We start from the raw sequence: 13663 nt of genomic DNA, 5'->3' as shown, positions 1-13663 counted from the left end.
AGACTCGCGGTCATGTCGCGTTCCCCCGCTTCTCGCCGCCCCGCCGTGCAATGGCGCGCCGGGCGTTCCCCGGAATCCTTCGCGCGGGACCTGCCGCGCGAGATCGCCGTGGGCCTGTCGTTCGATGGCCGTCCGCATACGGTGCTGATGGCCACGCCCGAGCACCTGGAGGAGCTGGCCTTGGGCTTCGTGATCACCGAGGCCATCGCCACGGCCGGCGACGTGCTCGAGATCACCAGCAAGGAAGAAGAGCAGGGGATCCTGGTCGATGTCCGCCTGGCGCCTCGCGCGACGCCGAAACGGGCCCGGCCGCGCAATCTGGAAGGCCGTTCCAGCTGTGGCCTCTGCGGCGTGCAGCGCCTGGCCGACGCGGTGCGGCCCCTTCCGGTGCTGGGCGCGGGAGCGCGCATCCGCCATGAGGCGATCCCGCGCGCCCTGGCGGCGCTGGAAGCCCGGCAGGCCCTGGGCCACCTGACCCGCGCCACCCACGCGGCGGCGTTCTTCGACGCGGATGGCCAACTGGTCCAAGTTCGGGAGGACGTCGGTCGTCACAACGCGCTCGACAAGCTGGCCGGCGCCCTGGCCCGCGAAGGGATCGACGCGGTGGCGGGTTTCGTCGTCGTCACCAGCCGCTGCTCGTTCGAGATGGTCGAGAAGGCCGCGCGGATGGGCTGCCCGATCCTGGTCGCGGTCTCGGCGCCGACCGAGTTGGCCATCGCCAAGGCCGAGGAAGCCAACCTGACCTTGGTCGCCCTGGCCCGCGCCGATGGCCACGCGGTGTTCGCCGGCGGCGAGCGTCTTCTGGAATCCGAGCTGGAGCCGGCCTGATGTCCGACGCGAAAATTCCTGGCGACAAGGTTCCCGGTGTCCGCCCCTATCACCAACCCGCCGGCGGCTGGGGCGCGCTGAAGGCCGTGGCCGGCGCCCTGGCCGATCAAGAGACGATCGTCGAGGGCGGCAAGACCCTAATGCGGGCCAACCAGCCGGAGGGCTTCGACTGCCCCGGCTGCGCCTGGCCCGATCCCAAGCACACCAGCTCGTTCGAGTTCTGCGAGAATGGCGCCAAGGCTGTGGCCTGGGAGGCGACGACCAAGCGCGCCACGCCCGAGGTCTTCGCCCGGCATACGGTCAGCGAGCTGCTGACCTGGACCGATCACGCGATCGAGGACCTGGGCCGGTTGACCGAGCCGATGGCCTACGACCCGGCCGACGATCGCTACAAGGCCATCGCCTGGGACGAGGCCTTCGCCCGGACGGCGGCGGGGCTGAAGGCGCTGGACGATCCGAACCAGGCGGAGTTCTACGCCTCGGGCCGAGCCAGCAACGAGGCGGCCTTTCTCTACCAACTGATGGCGCGGCGGTTCGGGACCAACAATTTCCCCGACTGCTCGAACATGTGCCACGAGCCAACCAGTGTCGGCCTGCCGGACTCGATCGGCCTGGGCAAGGGCTCGGTGACGCTGGAGGACTTCGACCACGCCGACCTGATCCTGTGCTTCGGGCACAATCCGGGGACCAACCATCCCCGGATGATGGCCACCCTGCGCGACGCCAGCCGGCGCGGGGCGACGATACTGGCCTTCAATCCGCTGAAGGAGCGGGCGCTGGAAAAGTTCGCCTCGCCGCAGGATCCGGTCGAGATGGCGACCCTGACCTCGACCCCGATCGCCTCGGCCTATTTCCAGCTGACCATCGGCGGCGACGCCCTATTCGTGCAGGGGATGATGAAGGCGCTGCTGGCCATGGAGGCCCGCGACGGCGGCATACTGGATCGCGCATTCATAGAAGAGCACACCGCCGGCTTCGAAGCGCTGGCCGCCTCGGTCGAGGCCCAGGACTGGGCGACCATCGAGGCTGGCTGCGGCCTGCCGCGGGCGAGGATCGAGGAGGCGGCGGCGATTTACGCCAAGGCCAAGGCGGCGATCCTCTGCTACGGCATGGGCTTGACCCAGCACCGCGACAGCTCGGGCGCGGTGCAGCAGCTGGTCAACCTGCTGCTGCTGAAAGGCAATATCGGTCGGCCGGGGGCGGGGATCTGTCCGTTGCGCGGCCACTCCAACGTCCAGGGCGCCCGCACGGTCGGGATCGCCGAGAAGCCGTCGGCGGCGATGCTGGATTCCATCCGGGACGTCTTCGGCTTCGAACCGCCGCGCGAACACGGCCACACGGTGGTCGAGGCGATCGCCGCCATCGAGCAGGGCCAGAGCAAGGTGTTCATCGGCCTGGGCGGCAATTTCGCGGTGGCCGCGCCGGATCCGGTGCGGACCTTCGCGGCCATGCGCAAGCTGGACCTGGCCGTCCACGTCGCCACCAAGCCCAACCGCACCCACCTGCTGGTCGGCAAGGACGCGATCCTGCTGCCGTGCCTGGGCCGCACCGAGCTGGACGTCCGAGCCGGCGTGCGCCAGGCGGTGACGGTCGAGGACTCGATGTCGATGGTCCACGCCTCGCGCGGCCTAAATCCACCGGCATCCGAGCACCTGTTGTCCGAACCGGCCATCGTGGCGGGGATCGCCACGGCGGTGTTCGGCGAGGATCCGCTGATCGACTGGCCGCGCCTGGCCGACGACTACGACGCCGTGCGCGACCTGATCGCTCGGGTCTTCCCGGCCGGGTTCGAGGACTATAACGACAAGGTCCGCGTCCCCGGCGGCTTTCGCCTGCCGGTCGGACCCTCGGGTCGGGTCTGGAAGACGGCGACCGGCAAGGCCAACTTCATCATCCACGCGCCCAAGGCCGGCGATCCGCGCCGGGGCGATCCGGACGTGATGATCCTGACCACCTTGCGCAGCCACGACCAGTACAACACCACCATCTATGGCGATAACGACCGCTATCGCGGCGTGTTCGGCCGCCGCGACGTGATCTTCGCCAATCCCGACGACTTGGCGCGGTTGGGGCTGGCGCAAGGCGACCTGGTCGACCTGGGGGCGGCGTTCGACGACACGGGCGAGCGGGTGGCGCGAGCCTTCACGGTCGTGGCGCGCGACATCCCGCCCGGCTGCCTGGCGGCTTATTATCCCGAGACCAATGTCGTGATTACCCTCGACGACCACGACCAGCGCTCTGGCACGCCGGCCTACAAGTCCGCGCCCGTACGGTTACGCAAGCATCAGGCGCCGTGGTCCGGATGAGTCTGTTTGGGGGACTGGATCAGGCCGCGCTCCGCGACGGCCGTTCCATGACTTCTGGGTCATGACCACGAATTAAGTCGAAGATTGGGCGAACGATCGCTAGCTTCCCGTCATCGAATTACACGCATCCGACGGGAGAAACCGATGCGCGCTCTGACCACCCTGGCCCTCGTGGCCGCCGCCGTGTCCGCCGCCGGCGCCGCCTCGGCCGCTCCTTCGATCAAGATCAAGGACGCCGTCGCGCGTGTCGTGGTCATCCCCGAGAATCGTACCGACGTGAAGATCGAGGTCCTGACCACCAACGCCAGCCTGCCGCTGGAGGTGCGCCAGAACGGCGACGAGGTGATCGTCGACGGCAATCTGCGCATGAACAAGATCAACGGCTGCAATGGCCGCAACGGCAAGGTCTGGGTGCGGGTGCGCGGCGTGGGCGAGGTGTCCTACGACAACTTCCCGCAGATCGCCGTGCGCGTACCACTGGACGCCAGGGTCCATGCCGGCGGCGCGGTGTTCGGCGACGTCGGTCGCTCGAACAGCCTCAACCTGAGCAACGCTGGCTGCGGCGATTGGACGGTGGCCAACACCAAGGGCAAGCTGGAGATCGCCCAGGCCGGCTCGGGCGACACCAAGGCCGGTTCGGCCGGCTCGGCCGAGATCAGCGTCGCCGGTTCGGGCGACGTCACGACCCAGGCCGTCGGCGGCGACCTCGAGGTCAATATCGCCGGCTCGGGGGATGTCTCGGTCGCCAGCATCGCCGGCAAGCTGGACGGCAACATCGCCGGCTCGGGCAACATCACTGTCGCGGGCGGCCGCAGCCGCATGGTCGACGTCAGCGTCATGGGGTCGGGTGACGTGACCTTCAACGGCGAGGCCGACGAGGTCGATGTCTCCGTGGCCGGCTCGGGCGATGTGCGCGTCGCCAAGGTCAACGGCCCGGTGAAGAAGCACGTGGCGGGCTCGGGCGACGTGATCATCGGCCAGTAAGCCGACCGACCACACTCTATATATAGAGAGAGAAGGCCCCGGGATCGCTCCCGGGGCCTTCTTCATGTCGAACCGGTCGGGTCCTTAGCGGACGCCGAAGCCGAACAGATCGCCGGCCGTGGCCAGGTCGGCGCCGGCGCGGTCACGATCCTTCAGGCTGCCGCCGAAGGTGTAGCGGAAGCCGACCTTGACGGCGTCCGAGTTCAGCTTGGCCAGGTCCTTCGATTCCGCGTGAGTGTACTTGGCGAAGGTCGACCAGCCGGTGTTGGCGAACTTATATTCGCCGCCGGCATTCACGTCCCACAGGTCGGCGTTGACGTTGGTGTCGATGCGCGACCAGCCGGCGCCGGCGTTCAGGCGGAAGTTATCCGACACGAAGTAACGGGCTTCACCGCGAACCGTGTAGAGATCGGCGTCCAGGTCGTTCGACTGACCGTAGGCCGCCAGGCCCGTCAGGGTGACGTTGCTCAGGTACTTCTGGGCTTCGGCGCCGACGGCCCACAGGGTGTCGTTCGACGGACGCGACAGGGCGGTGAAGCCGCCGACGCGCACGGTGTCGCCAAGCTTGGTCGTCAGGTGGACGGCGCCCGAGGCGACGGTTTCGTCCGACAGGTCGTTGTCCGAGATCGAGACGTCGCCGTTGGCGGTCACGGTCCATGCGCCTTGCAGCGGAATGGCGACCGAGCCGTCGACGACGACCGAGGTGCCGTCATTGCCGCCGAAGCGGGTGTTCAGGTCCGTGTAGTTCACGGCGGCGCCGACCGAGCCGACGTTTTGCGCGAAGGCCGGGGCCGAGACGGCAGCGGCGATCAGGGCGGCGGTGGCGAAGAGCTTGGTATTCATTGGGTCAATCCCCTTACACAACAGTGGCTCCTCCGGCTGGCAGGGCGGTCGTTGTTGGGGGAGGGGCCGCCAAGTCCGCCGGGGAGGGGCGGCATCTATGGAGGTTCGGCGGGGGGCTCAAGGCCGACGGCGGCGCTTGCAGGACGAATAATGCAATTTTGTGACACTTGCGCGGGCGAGGTTTTCGCCTACGCGTAGGTGGGCGCACGTTCTTGCTATCCTTCGGCCCGAAAGCGTTAAAAGCAGACCGATGTTATGTTTCCGCGGGCCTTGCGCGGATGGGGCGCCGCGCCTATCCAGAACCCGCCCGACGACTCGAGTCCCTCAAGGATGAGACGAACCGGATACAGCGCTTGACGAAACCGATTCCGGAACGTACAAGCGCGCCTCTGTTGGACCGGCTGTGAGCTCTAGGGCTCAAACGCGGTTCGCGAGACGCCCGGACATAGCGCCGCCAACCTTCTCTCGGGAAGGGGCGCAATATCTGGACAACCACCTCGGCGGGCGACCGCAGGGGTATTTTGTTTTGCGGACGCTGCGTACGAACTCTCTCGGGAGTTCGAGTTGGTCTTTGAAATGGTTCGAGACGCGGGCGCAGCCCACTAGGAAACCGAGCGATATGGATCGTCAGAACATCCGCATCCGGCTCAAGGCCTTCGATCACCGCGTGTTGGATCATTCCACGCGCGAGATCGTCAATACGGCCAAGCGCACTGGTGCGACGGTACGGGGCCCGATCCCCCTGCCCACGCTTATCGAGAAATTCACCGTCAACCGTTCGCCGCACGTCGACAAGAAGTCGCGCGAGCAGTTCGAGATCCGTACGCACAAGCGCGTTCTCGACATCGTTGACCCGACTCCGCAGACCGTGGACGCGCTGATGAAGCTCGACCTGTCGGCCGGCGTTGACGTCGAAATCAAGCTGTAAGGAGGGCCGATCCATGACTCTCCCCACCCAACGCACCGGCCTGATCGCCAAGAAGCTGGGCATGACCCGCTTCTTCGACGAAGTCGGCCAGCACGTGCCGGTCACCGTCCTGTCGCTCGACGGTTGCCAGGTCACGGCTCAGCGCACCGTTGAGAAGGACGGCTACACCGCCCTGCAACTGGGCGCCGGTCCGAAGAAGGCCAAGAACACCTCGAAGGCCCTGCGCGGCCACTTCGCGAAGGCGGCCGTCGAGCCGAAGCGCGTCGTCGCCGAGTTCCGCGTCGAAGAGAACGCCCTGATCGAAGTCGGCGCCGAGTTCACGGCCGACCACTTCGTCGCCGGCCAGAAGGTCGACATCCAAGGCGTGACCGTCGGTAAGGGCTTCGCCGGCGCCATGAAGCGCTGGAACTTCGGTGGTCTGCGCGCCACTCACGGTGTTTCGGTCTCGCACCGTTCGCACGGCTCGACCGGTAACCGCCAGGACCCGGGTCGTACGTTCCCGGGCAAGAAGATGGCCGGTCACCTGGGTCAGGAAACCGTCACCACTCTGAACGTCACCGTTTGGAAGGTCGACGTCGAGCGTGGCCTGATCCTGGTCAAGGGCGCCGTCCCGGGCCACGAAGGCAGCTACGTGAAGATCCGCGACGCCGTGAAGAAGGCCGCTCCGGCCGACCTCCCGCGTCCGGGCGCTTTCCGCAAGGCTGGCGAGGCTCCGGCCGCCGCCGCTGCTGAGACCCCCGCTGAAGAGGCCCCCGCGGCTACGACCGAAGAGGGCGAAGGCTAATGAAACTCGACGTCATCAAGCTTGACGGCGCGAAGGCCGGTTCCGTGGATCTCGACGACGCCATCTTCGGCATCGACGAAATCCGTGGCGACATCCTGCAGCGCGTCGTGACCTGGCAGCTGGCCAAGCGCCGCTCGGGCAACCACAAGATTCAGGTTCGTAACGAGGTCTCTCGTACGAGCAAGAAGATGTACAAGCAGAAGGGCACCGGCGGCGCTCGTCACGGTTCGCGCCGTGCGGCTCAGTTCGTCGGCGGCGCCAAGGCCCACGGCCCGGTCGTCCGCAGCCACGCCTTCGATCTTCCCAAGAAGATCCGGGCCCTGGCTCTGCGTCACGCCCTGTCGTCGAAGGCCAAGGCCGGCTCGCTGGTCGTGCTGGACAGCGTGGTTCTGACCGAAGCGAAGACGGCCGCCCTGCGCGCCACCTTCGACAAGATCGGCCTGAAGAACGCCCTGGTCATCGCTGGTCCGGAAGTGGACGCGAACTTCAAGCTCGCCGCCCGCAACATTCCGAACGTGGATGTCCTGCCGAACGCCGGCCTGAACGTCTACGACGTGCTGCGTCGCCAGACCCTCGTCCTGACCAAGGACGCGGTCGAAGCGATCTCGGCCCGTTTCGCTGAGAAGGAAGCCGCCTAATGGCCGCCACCGCTCGCCACTACGATACGATCCTGTCGCCGGTGATCACCGAAAAGACGACCCTGCTCTCGGAGCAGAACAAGGTTGTCTTCAAGGTGGCCAACGACGCGACCAAGGACGAAATCGCCGCCGCCGTCGAAGAGCTGTTCAAGGTCAAGGTGACCAAGGTCAACACCATCGTGACCAAGGGCAAGACCAAGCGCTTCCGTGGCATCGTCGGGCGCCGCTCCGACGTCAAGAAAGCGATCGTGACGCTGGCCGAAGGCCAGTCGATCGACATCACGACGGGGCTCTAAGACATGGCCTTGAAGCACTTTAACCCGACCAGCCCGGGCCAACGCGGCCTGGTGCTGATCGACCGCAGCGAACTTCACAAGGGTAAGCCCGAGAAGAAGCTCGTCGAAGGTTTGACCAAGTCGGGCGGTCGCGGCGGCAATGGCCGCATCGCGGTCCGTTTCCGCGGCGGCGGCGCCAAGCGCCTGTACCGTCTGGTCGACTTCAAGCGTCGTAAGCAAGGCGTGGCCACGGTCGTTCGCCTCGAGTACGATCCGAACCGCACCGCCTTCATCGCCCTGATCAAGTATCAGAGCGACGGCGAGCTGGCCTACATCCTGGCCCCGCAACGCCTCAAGGCCGGCGACGAAGTCGTCACGGCTGAAAAGGTCGACGTGAAGCCGGGCAACGCCTCGCCGCTGCGCACGCTGCCGATCGGTACGATCATCCACAATATCGAGCTGAAGCCCGCCAAGGGTGGTCAGATCGCCCGTTCGGCTGGCGCCTACGCCCAGCTGGTCGGTCGTGACGCCGGCTACGCCCAGATCCGCCTGAACTCGGGCGAGCTGCGCATGGTGCTCGATACGTGCATGGCCACCGTCGGCGCCGTTTCTAACCCCGACCATATGAACCAGAACCTCGGCAAGGCCGGTCGTTCTCGTCACATGGGCCGTCGCCCGCACGTCCGCGGTGTCGCCATGAACCCGGTCGACCACCCCCACGGTGGTGGTGAAGGTCGCACCTCGGGCGGCCGCCACCCGGTGACCCCGGCTGGTAAGCCGACCAAGGGCGCCAAGACCCGCGTCAACAAGGCCACGGACAAGTTCATCATCCGTTCGCGCCACAAAGCGAAGAAGGGCCGCTAAGCCATGACCCGCTCCGTCTGGAAAGGCCCGTTTGTCGACGGGTACCTCCTGAAGAAGGCCGACGCCGCTTTGTCGTCGGGCCGCAAGGACGTCATCAAGACCTGGTCGCGTCGTTCGACCATCATGCCGCAATTCGTCGGCCTGGTGTTCGGCGTGCACAACGGCCAGAAGCACGTCCCGGTCTCCGTGTCGGAAGACATGGTCGGCATGAAGTTCGGCGAGTTCGCGCCCACGCGCAACTTCCCGGGCCACGCCGCCGACAAGAAGGCCAAGAGGAAGTAATCATGGCCAAGCAAAAGCAAGCTCGCCGCCTGCCGGCCGCCGAAGCGATGTGCAAGGTGCGCACCCTGCGCACCAGCCCGCGCAAGCTGAACCTGGTCGCTCAGTCCATCCGTGGCCTGAACGTCCAACGCGCTCTCAACGAGCTCGAGTTCAGCCACAAGCGCATCGCTCAGGACGTCCGCAAGGCGCTGTACTCGGCGATCTCGAACGCCGAGAACAACCACAACCTCGACATCGACTCCCTGGTCGTCGCCGAGGCCTATGTGGGCAAGAACCTGATCATGAAGCGTTTCTCGCCCCGCGCTCGCGGTCGCGCGACGCGCGTTGAGAAGCCGTTCTCCGAGATCACGATCGTGGTCCGCGAACTGGGTGAGGCCGCCTAATGGGTCAGAAAGTCAATCCGGTCGGGCTGCGGCTCGGCGTCAACCGCACCTGGGACAGCCGTTGGTTCGCCGACGGCGCCCAGTACGGCAAGCTGCTGCACCAGGACCTCGCGGTCCGCGCCGCCCTGAAGAAGCGCCTGTACCAAGCCGGTGTTTCGCGCATCATCATCGAGCGTCCGCACAAGAAGTGCCGCGTCACGATCTATGCCGCCCGTCCGGGCGTCATCATCGGCAAGAAGGGCGCTGACATCGACAAGCTCCGCAAGGACCTGTCGGTGATGACCGAAGGCGAAGTCCACCTGAACATCGTCGAGATCCGCAAGCCGGAAACCGACGCTCAGCTGGTGGCCGAGTCGATCGCTCAGCAGCTCGAGCGCCGTATCGCTTTCCGTCGCGCCATGAAGCGTTCGATCCAGTCGGCCGTGCGTCTCGGCGCCAAGGGCATCCGGATCAACGTCTCGGGTCGCCTCGGCGGTGCGGAAATCGCGCGGATGGAGTGGTATCGCGAAGGTCGCGTGCCGCTGCACACCCTGCGCGCCGACATCGACTTCGGTTTCGCCGAAGCCAAGACCACCTACGGCATCATCGGCGTGAAGACCTGGATCTTCAAGGGCGAGGTGCTGGAGCATGATCCGATGGCGCTCGACAAGCGCCTGGCCACCGAGTCCGGCCCCGCCGGCGAAGGTGGCGGCCGTGAGCGCGGCGATCGTCCCGACCGGGGCGACCGTCGTGACCGTCGCGATCGCGCCTAAGGATTAGATCGCCATGCTGTCTCCGAAAAAGACCAAATTCCGCAAGCAGTTCAAGGGCCGCATCCACGGCGCTTCGAAGGGCGGCACCCTGCTGAACTTCGGTTCGTACGGCCTGAAGGCCGTCGAGCCGGAGCGCATCACGGCTCGCCAGATCGAAGCCGCTCGTCGCGCCATCACCCGCCAGATGAAGCGTCAAGGCCGCGTCTGGATCCGTATCTTCCCGGACGTGCCGGTCACCGGCAAGCCGGCGGAAGTCCGGATGGGTAAGGGTAAGGGCGCCGTGGATTACTGGGCCGCTCGCGTGGCTCCGGGCCGCATCATGTTCGAAATCGACGGCGTGCCGGACGATATCGCGCGTGAAGCTCTCCGCCTGGGCGCCGCCAAGCTGCCGATCCGCACCCGTGTTGTCACCCGCCTCGACGCGGGCGTGGCCGTGGAGGCTTGAGGATCATGAAGATTGCTGACATCCGGGGCCTGACCCCCGACCAGCTGGCCGACACCCTGATCAGCCTGAAGAAAGAGCAGTTCAACCTGCGCTTCCAGGCCGCCACGGGCCAGGTCGAGAAGACCCACCGCGTCAACGAGATCCGCAAGGATATCGCGCGGATCAAGACCGTGCTGCGCGCCAAGGCCGCGGCTTAAGGAGAACGATATGCCCAAGCGTATCCTCGAAGGGGTCGTCGTCTCCGACAAAGGCGATAAGACCGTCGTGGTGAAGGTCGAACGGACTATCGTTCACCCGATCCTGAAGAAGATCGTGCGTCAGTCGAAGAAGTACCACGCGCACGACGAATCCAACGCGTACAAGGCCGGCGAAGCTATTCGCATCGTCGAGTGCGCTCCGAAGTCCAAGCTGAAGACCTGGGAAGCACTTCCCAAGGCTTCGGCTTAATCTGGAAGGTTTAGACCATGATCCAGATGCAAACTAACCTGGAAGTCGCTGATAACTCTGGCGCTCGCCGGGTCATGTGCATCAAGGTGTTGGGCGGCGCAGGCCGTCGCTACGCCAGCGTGGGCGACGTCATCGTCGTCTCCGTCAAGGAAGCCATCCCGCGTGGCCGTGTGAAGAAGGGTGACGTGCTTCGCGCCGTCGTCGTTCGCGTGAATCAAAATCTGAAGCGCAAGGATGGCTCGGTCATCCGCTTCGACAAGAACGCCGCGGTCATCGTGAACAAGGCGAGCGAGCCGGTCGGCACGCGGATCTTCGGCCCGGTTCCTCGTGAACTGCGCGCCAAGAACCACATGAAGATCATCTCCCTCGCTCCGGAGGTGCTGTAATGGCCGCTAAGATCAAGAAGGGCGACCGCGTCGTCGTTCTGGCCGGCAAGGACAAGGGCAAGCAAGGCGCTGTCCTGCAGGTCCTGCCGAAGGACAACCGGGTCGTCGTGGAAGGCGTGAACATGGTTTCGCGTCACACCAAGCCGACCCAAGCCGACCCGCAAGGCGGCATCAAGCACAAGGAAGCCGCGCTGCACGTCTCGAACGTCGCCGTCGTGGACTCCAACGGCAAGGCCACCCGCGTCGGCTTCAAGATCGAAGGCGACAAGAAGGTGCGCGTCGCCAAGACGACCGGCGAGGTGATCAATGGCTGATCAAGCTTACGAGCCCCGGCTGAAGTCCGAATATCGCGAGCGCATCCGCGCCGCGATGAAGGAGCAGTTCGGTTACACCAACGAGATGCAGATCCCCAAGCTGGACAAGATCGTCCTGAACATGGGCATCGGCGAGGCCGTGGCCGACTCCAAGAAGGCCCAGACCGCTCTGAAGGACCTGCAGGCGATCGCCGGCCAAAAGCCCGTCGCCACCAAGGCCCGCAAGTCGATCGCCGGCTTCAAGCTGCGCGAAGGCATGGTGGTCGGTGGTAAGGTCACCCTGCGCAAGGACCGTATGTACGAGTTCCTGGACCGCCTGGTCACGATCGCGCTTCCGCGCGTGAAGGACTTCCGCGGCCTGAACGGCAAGAGCTTCGACGGCCGTGGCAACTACGCCATGGGCCTGAAGGAGCACCTGGTGTTCCCGGAAATCAACTATGACCAGATCGAACAGATCTGGGGCATGGACATCATCGTCTGCACCACTGCGAAGACCGATCAGGAAGCCAAGGCTCTCCTGAAGGAATTCCAGTTCCCGTTCGTCAACTAAGAGAGCGGGAAGGGAAAACAAACCATGGCCAAGAAAAGCGCCGTCAACCGCAACGAAGCCGTCAAGGCCCTCGTCAAGAAGTTCGCCGAGAAGCGCGCCGCGCTGAAGGCGATCGCCAACGACGAAAGCCTGCCGCTCGAGGAACGCTTCGAGGCTCGCCTCAAGCTCGCCAAGCTGCCCCGCAGCAGCTCGGCGATCCGTATCCGCAACCGCTGCGAAGTCACGGGCCGTCCGCGCGCCTACTACCGCAAGCTTAAGATGAGCCGTATCGCGCTCCGCGAACTGGGTTCGCAGGGCCAGATCCCCGGCCTCGTCAAGTCGAGCTGGTGAGGACGATCAGATGTCGATGAACGATCCCCTGAGCGACCTGATCGCTCGTATCAAGAACGCCGCCACGCGCAAGCGCAACAAGGTCTCGACGCCGGCTTCCAAGCTGCGCGCTCGCGTCCTCGACGTGCTGGCCGACGAAGGCTACATCCGCGGCTACTCGCTGATCGAGAAGCCCGGTGCGTTCCCCGAATTCGAGATCGAGCTCAAGTACTTCGACGGTGAGCCCGTGATCGCCGAGATCAGCCGCGTGTCCAAGCCTGGCCGTCGCGTCTATTCGTCGATCAAGGACCTGAAGCCGATCAAGAACGGCCTGGGCATCTCGATCCTTTCGACGCCGAAGGGCGTCATGTCGGACACCGCTGCACGCGACGCTAACGTCGGCGGCGAAGTCCTCTGCCGCGTCTACTAGGCGCGGGAGGGAAAGAGCATGTCACGTATCGGTAAGAAAGCCGTCGCAATCCCCTCGAACGTCACCCTGACGCTCGATGGTCAGACGGTCACGGTGAAGGGCCCCAAGGGTCAGATGTCGTGGACGATCGCCGACGAAGTCGAAGTCAAGCAAGAGGGCGCCGAGCTCCTTCTGACTCCGCGCGTCGACACGAAGCGCGCCAAGGGCATGTGGGGTCTGTCCCGCACGCTGGTGGCCAACATGGTGCACGGTGTGACCACCGGCTTCGAGGAAAGCCTCGAACTGGTCGGCGTCGGTTACCGCGCGGCCATGAAGGGCACCGCCCTGAGCCTCCAGCTCGGCTTCAGCCACGATGTGGACGTCGAGGCTCCGGCCGGCGTCACCTTCGCCGTGCCGAAGCAGACCGAAATCAAGATCGCCGGCATTGATAAGCAGGCGGTCGGTGAGATTGCCGCGAAGATCCGCCGCATCCGTCCGCCTGAGCCGTACAAGGGCAAGGGCGTGCGCTATGCTGGCGAGAAGGTTCGCCGCAAGGAAGGCAAGAAGAAGTAAGCCATGGCGCTCTCTCCTCGTGAATCGGCGGCCAAGCGCGCTCAGCGCGTTCGCACCCGCCTCAAGAGCTTGGCCAACGGTCGTCCGCGCCTGTCGGTCTTCCGCTCGTCCAAGAACATCTACGCCCAGATCATCGATGATGAACGCGGCGTGACCCTGGCGTCGGCCTCCACTCTGGAAGCCGAAGGCAAGGGCGCGGACAAGGATGCCGCCGCCGCCGTGGGCAAGCTCGTCGCCGAGCGCGCCATCGAAAAGGGCGTCAAGGACGTCGTTTTCGATCGTGGTGGTTACATCTTCCACGGCCGGGTGAAAGCCCTGGCCGACGCCGCGCGCGAAGCCGGCCTGAACTTCTAAGGGAAACGA

22 protein-coding genes and 1 pseudogene are annotated in these 13663 nt (G+C 65.5%); 22 read left to right on the top strand and 1 reads right to left on the bottom strand.

Annotated elements, in window-relative coordinates:
* The first annotated feature begins 12 nt into the window (after positions 1-12).
* The 3 genes from fdhD (at position 13) to ABIC66_RS22260 (ending at position 4118) form a co-directional block, all read left to right on the top strand.
* Positions 13-828 carry a formate dehydrogenase accessory sulfurtransferase FdhD gene (gene fdhD / locus ABIC66_RS22270; RefSeq protein ID WP_354073226.1) on the top strand — a complete coding sequence of 272 codons (816 nt, stop codon included), beginning with the start codon at positions 13-15 and terminating at the stop codon, positions 826-828.
* Positions 828-3134, top strand: a complete 2307-nt coding sequence (locus ABIC66_RS22265; protein WP_354073224.1) for an FdhF/YdeP family oxidoreductase — start codon at positions 828-830, stop codon at positions 3132-3134. The genes fdhD and ABIC66_RS22265 overlap by 1 nt, the downstream gene beginning before the upstream one ends.
* Before the next feature lie 144 nt (positions 3135-3278).
* Positions 3279-4118, top strand: a complete 840-nt coding sequence (locus ABIC66_RS22260) for a GIN domain-containing protein (protein WP_354073222.1) — start codon at positions 3279-3281, stop codon at positions 4116-4118.
* A gap of 84 nt (positions 4119-4202) precedes the next feature.
* Here ABIC66_RS22260 and ABIC66_RS22255 read toward each other — a convergent pair whose 3' ends face one another.
* Positions 4203-4961 (bottom strand): outer membrane protein, encoded by a 759-nt coding sequence (locus ABIC66_RS22255; protein WP_354073220.1) that lies wholly within the window; start codon positions 4959-4961, stop codon positions 4203-4205.
* A gap of 403 nt (positions 4962-5364) precedes the next feature.
* On the opposite strand from ABIC66_RS22255, the pseudogene ABIC66_RS22250 reads away from it, so the two are divergent.
* From ABIC66_RS22250 to rplR, 19 genes and pseudogenes are all read left to right on the top strand, one after another.
* Positions 5365-5567, top strand: a pseudogene (locus tag ABIC66_RS22250) (hypothetical protein).
* A gap of 13 nt (positions 5568-5580) precedes the next feature.
* On the top strand, positions 5581-5889 hold the full coding sequence (gene rpsJ / locus ABIC66_RS22245; protein WP_004616952.1) for a 30S ribosomal protein S10: 309 nt from the start codon (positions 5581-5583) through the stop codon (positions 5887-5889).
* Between the two features lie 13 nt (positions 5890-5902).
* On the top strand, positions 5903-6673 hold the full coding sequence (rplC, locus tag ABIC66_RS22240; protein WP_354073217.1) for a 50S ribosomal protein L3: 771 nt from the start codon (positions 5903-5905) through the stop codon (positions 6671-6673).
* Positions 6673-7311, top strand: coding sequence for a 50S ribosomal protein L4 (gene rplD / locus ABIC66_RS22235; protein WP_354073215.1), 639 nt, complete (start codon positions 6673-6675; stop codon positions 7309-7311). Before rplC ends, rplD begins: the two co-directional genes overlap by 1 nt.
* Complete coding sequence (locus ABIC66_RS22230) at positions 7311-7607, top strand: 50S ribosomal protein L23 (protein ID WP_354073214.1); 297 nt, start codon at positions 7311-7313, stop codon at positions 7605-7607. The genes rplD and ABIC66_RS22230 overlap by 1 nt, the downstream gene beginning before the upstream one ends.
* Positions 7608-7610: 3 nt before the next feature.
* Positions 7611-8450, top strand: a complete 840-nt coding sequence (gene rplB / locus ABIC66_RS22225) for a 50S ribosomal protein L2 (RefSeq protein ID WP_354073212.1) — start codon at positions 7611-7613, stop codon at positions 8448-8450.
* A gap of 3 nt (positions 8451-8453) precedes the next feature.
* A complete protein-coding gene (rpsS, locus tag ABIC66_RS22220; RefSeq protein WP_035049354.1) occupies positions 8454-8732 on the top strand; it encodes a 30S ribosomal protein S19 in 279 nt (92 codons plus the stop codon).
* A gap of 2 nt (positions 8733-8734) precedes the next feature.
* Positions 8735-9115, top strand: a complete 381-nt coding sequence (rplV, locus tag ABIC66_RS22215; RefSeq protein WP_354073210.1) for a 50S ribosomal protein L22 — start codon at positions 8735-8737, stop codon at positions 9113-9115.
* Positions 9115-9867 carry a 30S ribosomal protein S3 gene (gene rpsC, locus ABIC66_RS22210; protein ID WP_354073208.1) on the top strand — a complete coding sequence of 251 codons (753 nt, stop codon included), beginning with the start codon at positions 9115-9117 and terminating at the stop codon, positions 9865-9867. Before rplV ends, rpsC begins: the two co-directional genes overlap by 1 nt.
* A 13-nt stretch (positions 9868-9880) precedes the next feature.
* Positions 9881-10312: a 50S ribosomal protein L16 gene (gene rplP / locus ABIC66_RS22205; protein ID WP_058348437.1), complete on the top strand. Its 432-nt coding sequence runs from the start codon at positions 9881-9883 to the stop codon at positions 10310-10312.
* 5 nt (positions 10313-10317) lie between these two features.
* On the top strand, positions 10318-10509 hold the full coding sequence (gene rpmC / locus ABIC66_RS22200; RefSeq protein ID WP_047413099.1) for a 50S ribosomal protein L29: 192 nt from the start codon (positions 10318-10320) through the stop codon (positions 10507-10509).
* Between the two features lie 10 nt (positions 10510-10519).
* A complete protein-coding gene (rpsQ, locus tag ABIC66_RS22195; RefSeq protein WP_354073205.1) occupies positions 10520-10759 on the top strand; it encodes a 30S ribosomal protein S17 in 240 nt (79 codons plus the stop codon).
* A gap of 17 nt (positions 10760-10776) precedes the next feature.
* A complete protein-coding gene (rplN, locus tag ABIC66_RS22190; RefSeq protein WP_125159663.1) occupies positions 10777-11145 on the top strand; it encodes a 50S ribosomal protein L14 in 369 nt (122 codons plus the stop codon).
* The gene (gene rplX / locus ABIC66_RS22185; RefSeq protein ID WP_354073203.1) at positions 11145-11459 is read left to right on the top strand and encodes a 50S ribosomal protein L24; all 315 of its coding nucleotides are present in this window, start codon (positions 11145-11147) and stop codon (positions 11457-11459) included. The genes rplN and rplX overlap by 1 nt, the downstream gene beginning before the upstream one ends.
* A complete protein-coding gene (rplE, locus tag ABIC66_RS22180) occupies positions 11452-12009 on the top strand; it encodes a 50S ribosomal protein L5 (protein ID WP_354073201.1) in 558 nt (185 codons plus the stop codon). The genes rplX and rplE overlap by 8 nt, the downstream gene beginning before the upstream one ends.
* A gap of 24 nt (positions 12010-12033) precedes the next feature.
* Positions 12034-12339 carry a 30S ribosomal protein S14 gene (gene rpsN / locus ABIC66_RS22175; protein ID WP_354073199.1) on the top strand — a complete coding sequence of 102 codons (306 nt, stop codon included), beginning with the start codon at positions 12034-12036 and terminating at the stop codon, positions 12337-12339.
* 10 nt (positions 12340-12349) lie between these two features.
* Positions 12350-12748 carry a 30S ribosomal protein S8 gene (gene rpsH / locus ABIC66_RS22170; RefSeq protein ID WP_099579526.1) on the top strand — a complete coding sequence of 133 codons (399 nt, stop codon included), beginning with the start codon at positions 12350-12352 and terminating at the stop codon, positions 12746-12748.
* An 18-nt stretch (positions 12749-12766) separates the two neighbouring features.
* Complete coding sequence (rplF, locus tag ABIC66_RS22165) at positions 12767-13300, top strand: 50S ribosomal protein L6 (RefSeq protein WP_354073197.1); 534 nt, start codon at positions 12767-12769, stop codon at positions 13298-13300.
* 3 nt (positions 13301-13303) lie between these two features.
* Positions 13304-13654 (top strand): 50S ribosomal protein L18, encoded by a 351-nt coding sequence (rplR, locus tag ABIC66_RS22160; protein ID WP_252634392.1) that lies wholly within the window; start codon positions 13304-13306, stop codon positions 13652-13654.
* The last annotated feature ends 9 nt before the right edge of the window (positions 13655-13663 follow it).

The sequence above is a fragment of the Caulobacter sp. 1776 genome (assembly GCF_040545685.1).
GTDB lineage: Bacteria > Pseudomonadota > Alphaproteobacteria > Caulobacterales > Caulobacteraceae > Caulobacter.
The sequence above is the reverse complement of the archived record's forward strand: the minus strand, read 5'-3'. Positions and strand labels throughout refer to the sequence as shown.

Coding starts and splice junctions, on each gene's coding strand:
- fdhD (WP_354073226.1), top strand. CDS start 13: ATGTCGCGTTCCCCCGCTTCTCGCCGCCCCGCCGTGCAATGGCGCGCC.
- ABIC66_RS22265 (WP_354073224.1), top strand. CDS start 828: ATGTCCGACGCGAAAATTCCTGGCGACAAGGTTCCCGGTGTCCGCCCC.
- ABIC66_RS22260 (WP_354073222.1), top strand. CDS start 3,279: ATGCGCGCTCTGACCACCCTGGCCCTCGTGGCCGCCGCCGTGTCCGCC.
- ABIC66_RS22255 (WP_354073220.1), bottom strand. CDS start 4,961: ATGAATACCAAGCTCTTCGCCACCGCCGCCCTGATCGCCGCTGCCGTC.
- rpsJ (WP_004616952.1), top strand. CDS start 5,581: ATGGATCGTCAGAACATCCGCATCCGGCTCAAGGCCTTCGATCACCGC.
- rplC (WP_354073217.1), top strand. CDS start 5,903: ATGACTCTCCCCACCCAACGCACCGGCCTGATCGCCAAGAAGCTGGGC.
- rplD (WP_354073215.1), top strand. CDS start 6,673: ATGAAACTCGACGTCATCAAGCTTGACGGCGCGAAGGCCGGTTCCGTG.
- ABIC66_RS22230 (WP_354073214.1), top strand. CDS start 7,311: ATGGCCGCCACCGCTCGCCACTACGATACGATCCTGTCGCCGGTGATC.
- rplB (WP_354073212.1), top strand. CDS start 7,611: ATGGCCTTGAAGCACTTTAACCCGACCAGCCCGGGCCAACGCGGCCTG.
- rpsS (WP_035049354.1), top strand. CDS start 8,454: ATGACCCGCTCCGTCTGGAAAGGCCCGTTTGTCGACGGGTACCTCCTG.
- rplV (WP_354073210.1), top strand. CDS start 8,735: ATGGCCAAGCAAAAGCAAGCTCGCCGCCTGCCGGCCGCCGAAGCGATG.
- rpsC (WP_354073208.1), top strand. CDS start 9,115: ATGGGTCAGAAAGTCAATCCGGTCGGGCTGCGGCTCGGCGTCAACCGC.
- rplP (WP_058348437.1), top strand. CDS start 9,881: ATGCTGTCTCCGAAAAAGACCAAATTCCGCAAGCAGTTCAAGGGCCGC.
- rpmC (WP_047413099.1), top strand. CDS start 10,318: ATGAAGATTGCTGACATCCGGGGCCTGACCCCCGACCAGCTGGCCGAC.
- rpsQ (WP_354073205.1), top strand. CDS start 10,520: ATGCCCAAGCGTATCCTCGAAGGGGTCGTCGTCTCCGACAAAGGCGAT.
- rplN (WP_125159663.1), top strand. CDS start 10,777: ATGATCCAGATGCAAACTAACCTGGAAGTCGCTGATAACTCTGGCGCT.
- rplX (WP_354073203.1), top strand. CDS start 11,145: ATGGCCGCTAAGATCAAGAAGGGCGACCGCGTCGTCGTTCTGGCCGGC.
- rplE (WP_354073201.1), top strand. CDS start 11,452: ATGGCTGATCAAGCTTACGAGCCCCGGCTGAAGTCCGAATATCGCGAG.
- rpsN (WP_354073199.1), top strand. CDS start 12,034: ATGGCCAAGAAAAGCGCCGTCAACCGCAACGAAGCCGTCAAGGCCCTC.
- rpsH (WP_099579526.1), top strand. CDS start 12,350: ATGTCGATGAACGATCCCCTGAGCGACCTGATCGCTCGTATCAAGAAC.
- rplF (WP_354073197.1), top strand. CDS start 12,767: ATGTCACGTATCGGTAAGAAAGCCGTCGCAATCCCCTCGAACGTCACC.
- rplR (WP_252634392.1), top strand. CDS start 13,304: ATGGCGCTCTCTCCTCGTGAATCGGCGGCCAAGCGCGCTCAGCGCGTT.